General features: G+C 57.7%; 1 protein-coding gene. It reads left to right on the top strand.

The genetic code is table 11. The annotated features are described in order from the left end of the window. The coding region (locus ABR397_RS23265; RefSeq protein WP_350307770.1) for a condensation domain-containing protein at window positions 1–478 on the top strand (478 nt) is incomplete at both ends.

Here is a 478-nt window from a genome sequence, read left to right as displayed (position 1 = left end):
GGGCAAAAGTGCTGATTTACCGCCATCGGTGCCTTATCGTAACTTCGTGGCTTATGCCCGTCAGGAAAGCCATATTCAGGCCGCAGAAACCTTCTTCCCGGACTATCTGGCAGATCTCGATGAAGTAACGGCCCCTTTTGGCCTGATTAGCGTTCAGGAAGAGGGCGAACATACGGCAGAAGCCCAACAGCCCCTTAATGCCGGCTTATCACTCGCCCTCCGTGAAACGGCCCGCAGGCTGGGCACCAGCCCTGCGGCGTTGTTCCATGCGGGTTGGGCGCTGGTCGTCGCCCGAACCAGCGGGCGTGACGATATCGTATTCGGCACCACCTTGTCAGGCCGTATGTCGGGCATGGCGGGCAGTGCGGGCGCGTTGGGTATGTTTATCAATACCCTGCCGGTCAGGCTGAAACTCAAAGGGATCAGCGCTGAGGCCCTCATCAAGGCAGTCACTGACATATGCGCTAATTTATTGCGT

The sequence above is a fragment of the Photorhabdus viridis genome, from assembly GCF_040256935.1.
Taxonomy (GTDB): domain Bacteria; phylum Pseudomonadota; class Gammaproteobacteria; order Enterobacterales; family Enterobacteriaceae; genus Photorhabdus; species Photorhabdus viridis.
Note: the sequence above shows the minus strand (reverse complement) of the source record. Positions and strands in the feature narration are given on the sequence as shown.